Raw genomic sequence first — 3,862 nt, forward strand, 5'->3', positions numbered from 1 at the left:
CCCGCCGCCGCCGGCCAGCCCGCCGCGGATGCGGGCCTCGCCCAACCGGCGTCCGGCCTGCCCGACGCGCCGGCGGCGACGCAGCAAGACGCGCAGGACAACACCGTCGGCGACATCGTCGTCACCGCGCAGAAGCGGTCGGAGAACCTTCAGCGCGTCCCCATCGTCATCACCGCCGTCAGCGGCGCGCAGCTCGCGACCGCGGGGGTGACCGCGCTGGCGACGCTCGGCACGGTCGCGCCGGGCCTGAACGTGCGCACCGCCGGCGGCGGCGTGTACCAGCCCTCGATCCGCGGCATCGGCACATCGAGCAACGTAGTGGAGAACCCGGTCGCGCTCTACATCGACGGCGTCTACCTGGCGCAGCAGCGCGAGGGCAGTCGCGAGCTGCCCGACGTGGAGCAGGTGGCGGTGCTCAAGGGGCCGCAGGGCACGCTGTTCGGCCGCAACGCGACCGGCGGCGTGATCCAGGTCACCACGCGGCGCCCGAGCCAGCAGTTCGCGGCCCAGGGCAAGGCGGAGATCGACAATTACGCGACGTTCCGCGGCAGCGGCTTCGTGTCGGGCGGGCTGGCGTCCGGCGTGGCGGCGAGCCTGTCGGCCGACTTCACGACGCAGGGCGACGGCTACGGCCGCAACCAGGTGACCGGGCACGACACGTTCCAGATTGCCCACGCGGTGGACGTGCGCGGCAAGCTGCTCGTCGAGCCGGACGCGGCGACGTCCGTGCTGCTGATCGCCGACTATCTGGACCGCAAGGACTACACCTACAGCTTCGTTCCCTATCCCGGCACCAGCTTCAGCGTTCCCTTGTCCGGCAGGCTGTCCGGCCCGCGCGACACCCTGTCGGTCACCGATCCCTACTCGTCCTTCCGCGGCGGCGGCATCAGCATGACGGTGGAACGCGACCTGAGCTTCGCCAAGCTCGTGTCGATCACGTCCTACCGGCAGGGCGGCAGCGATTACACGTTCGACGACGTGCCTACAGGTCAGCCGGTGTATATCTTCACCTTGCCGTCGGGCGATGGGTCGAACAAGTCGTTCAGCCAGGAGGTGCAGCTCGTCTCGGCGAAGAACGGTCCGGTGACCTACACGGCCGGCGTGTTCTACTTCTACAACCGGAACTCCGTCGAGCCGGTCGTGCGGCAGTTCTACCCCATCTACTACAACCTGCTCGCGACGGCGGCCACGCTCGCCGCGGCCAATCCCAGTCCGAACCAGTCGACGTACACCTACGGCTCCGAGCGGACGCAGTCGGTGGCGCCATTCGGCCAGCTCGGCATCCGGCTGTTCAGGGACACGAACCTCACGCTCGGCGGCCGGTTCACCTACGAGCAGCGGGTGCTGAACGGCAGCGTGACGGCGAACCGCTACAGCGGCGTGACGATCACGACGCCCTACAATCCGACCCCGCTGACGATCAACAAGCCGACCTGGCGCATCGCGCTCGACCACCAGTTCGGGCCGGACGTGCTCGGCTACGTGTCGTACAATCGCGGCATCAAGAGCGGCGGGTACAACATCCTCAACCCCGCCAACCCGGCCTATCTGCCCGAACAGCTCGACGCCTATGAGGCGGGGCTGAAGACCGAGCTGTTCGGCCGGCGGCTGCGCTTCAACGCCGGCGGCTTCTATTACGACTACACCAACGTCCAGGTCACGCAGTACGTCGGCGTGTCGCAGACGATCGTCAACGGCGCGAAGGCGCGTCTGTACGGCCTGGATGTCGACTTCAACGCGCGGGTCACGTCCGAACTGTCGCTCAGTGGCGGGCTGGAGGCGCTGCACGCCCGGTTCACCTCCTATCCCGGCGCGGTCGGCAGTACGCCCAAGGCGACGGGCGGCGCGACCTTGGCGGCGGCGCCGGGCATCAACGCGGCCGGCAACCGCCTTCCGCAGTCGCAGGCGTTCGTCGGCACGCTGGCCGTGGACTACGACAAGCCGGTGTCGTTCGGGACCATCCACGCCAACGTCACCGCCAACTACAATGGCGACTACAAGGTGGAGGCGGATAATTTCCTGACCCAGGGCGCGTACACGCTACTCAACGCCTCGTTGGCGTGGCGGCCGCGCGGCGACCATTATTCGGTGACGATCTTCGCGCGCAACATGCTGGACGCGACCGTGCTCAACAACGTGTCCAGCCAGGCGATCGGCTACCCCACCTCCTACGCCCAGCCGCCGCGCACCTTCGGCATATCGGGCAAGTTCACCTACTGAACCGGCTTCGCGAAGGGGGCGGGGGCGGAAGGGGCGGGCGGGTCACCGGACGGCGTCCGCCCCGCCCACCGCCGCCCCGCCCAGAATCAGCGCGCGCTCGAACACCGCTTCGAACATCGGGCGGGTCAGCTTGCCGGTGTTCTGGTTGTACCGCGAGCAGTGATAGCTGTCGATCAGCACCCGCCCGTCGGGCATGACGTGCTCCGCCCCATGCCCGAACTTCGCCTTGGGCAGCCGCCCGCCCAGCCTGCGTACCTTCGCGGTCCGCCTCGACGCTCCCTTCATGTACTTGCGGTCAGCGAGGCCCATTGCTGTTATCTCCCCTGTTAGCGATTGCTGGAACTGGTCTTTTCTGAGCTGCTCCGGGCTGGATGGGCACGCTCGAGCGGTTTCGCTCGATGAATGGAGTCAGGCTCAGGCGTGGTGGCGCGATCTGATTGATTACCCAGAACAGGGCCATCAGCGTGAACGGCGCGATCGTGATCCCGACGGCGAAGCTGAGCCCCAGGCGAAGGACGAACTGCCATAAACTCAGCCCGAGCGGTCGAAGCTGGTATTCACGGGCGAGCCGCTGGAGGTGGTCGGCGGCTTCCTCCATCGAGCGTCGATTGGCGCTGATCGTGTCCCGCACGAGGTTGTTGATGGGCGAGCCGTCGCCCACCAGCATGAGGGTAAGGTGCTGGCTCGCCATGTCGGACGCGAGCTTCCGGATGACGTTGGCGTATTCGAGGAGGACTTCGGCTTCCGTCTGCACCGGGTATGCCGAAGAAGGTGGCGGGGACTTGCGGAACATCATCGCGCCGCGCTCCAATCGGCACGGGCTGGGGAGAGAAGCAGCACGGCCACTGCCGCTCGGACATCCGCGAACGTAGGTCGCGCGTGGGCCGGAATCCGGACGGTCTGGTAGCCGGCACGGAAGGTCATCGCGTCTCGGGCCATGTCGCGCGACAGAACGTGGCTCCAGTCGTCGACCTCGATCAGCGCGACGATCGCGCCATTCGTCCGATCCTGCGCGACGAAGTCGACGATTTTCTGAGAGAAGGCATTCCGGTCGGAGAGGCGACGACGGCGGAAGGGGCTGTCAGGAGCGGTCAGCAGCGCGCCCATAGCCACCTGGGCATGTATCCGGCATTGAGGCAGCACCCGCTCCAGCGTGGCGAGCATGGCCTGCTCCCGCTTGGTCAGGAAGCGTTTGGCGACTGGCCTTGGAGGCCCGAGCCGCAGTCCTGCACCCTGCAGCATGATGGCCAAGGTCATCACCACCACGATCATCGCGAAAGGGTGCGCGGCCAAGTGGGCGGCGAGGTAGCCGAACCAGCTGTTCGGATGGCCGGTCGTGAGGAGCTGGGTCATCGGTCGGCTCACAGATCCAGGTTGAGGTTTTTCTCGGGAAGGCCGGGAGTCTGCCGATCCCGGACCTGCGCCGGCAGCGGTCGGCTGATGTCGTGCTTGTTGTCCGGAGGTGAGATCGTCAGATCGTCGCCGTTCGCCCGAGCCGCGACCTCCTGCAAATCGTCGCGCCACTCGTCCCAGCGCTTGCTGTCGTGGTCACCGGCGAGGTCGGACGGGATTTCATGGCTCGACCAATCGGAACTGGACGATCCCATCCGTGGCAGCTCGGCGTCGACCGAATGATCGAGGT

At 67.1% G+C, this 3,862-nt stretch carries 4 protein-coding genes and 1 pseudogene; 1 reads left to right on the forward strand and 4 read right to left on the reverse strand.

Annotation, left to right across the window (positions count from 1 at the left end; all coding sequences use genetic code 11):
- A partial coding sequence (locus tag HUV01_RS13465; protein WP_174298734.1) for a TonB-dependent receptor occupies positions 1-2,220 on the forward strand: 2,220 nt, incomplete at its 5' end.
- A gap of 42 nt (positions 2,221-2,262) precedes the next feature.
- On the opposite strand, the pseudogene HUV01_RS13470 reads toward HUV01_RS13465, so the two are convergent.
- The 4 genes and pseudogenes from HUV01_RS13470 to HUV01_RS13485 all read right to left on the reverse strand — a co-directional run.
- Positions 2,263-2,475: pseudogene (locus HUV01_RS13470) on the reverse strand (uracil-DNA glycosylase); the annotation flags it as partial.
- Between the two features lie 40 nt (positions 2,476-2,515).
- Positions 2,516-3,013 carry a hypothetical protein gene (locus tag HUV01_RS13475; protein WP_174298735.1) on the reverse strand — a complete coding sequence of 166 codons (498 nt, stop codon included), beginning with the start codon at positions 3,011-3,013 and terminating at the stop codon, positions 2,516-2,518.
- A complete protein-coding gene (locus HUV01_RS13480) occupies positions 3,013-3,573 on the reverse strand; it encodes a DUF2726 domain-containing protein (RefSeq protein ID WP_368040040.1) in 561 nt (186 codons plus the stop codon). The genes HUV01_RS13475 and HUV01_RS13480 overlap by 1 nt, the downstream gene beginning before the upstream one ends.
- An 8-nt stretch (positions 3,574-3,581) precedes the next feature.
- Positions 3,582-3,862, reverse strand: a 281-nt coding sequence (locus HUV01_RS13485; RefSeq protein WP_174298736.1) for a hypothetical protein, incomplete at its 5' end; no start/stop codon positions are given.

The organism is Sphingomonas bacterium, from assembly GCF_903643035.1.
GTDB lineage: Bacteria > Pseudomonadota > Alphaproteobacteria > Sphingomonadales > Sphingomonadaceae > Sphingomonas.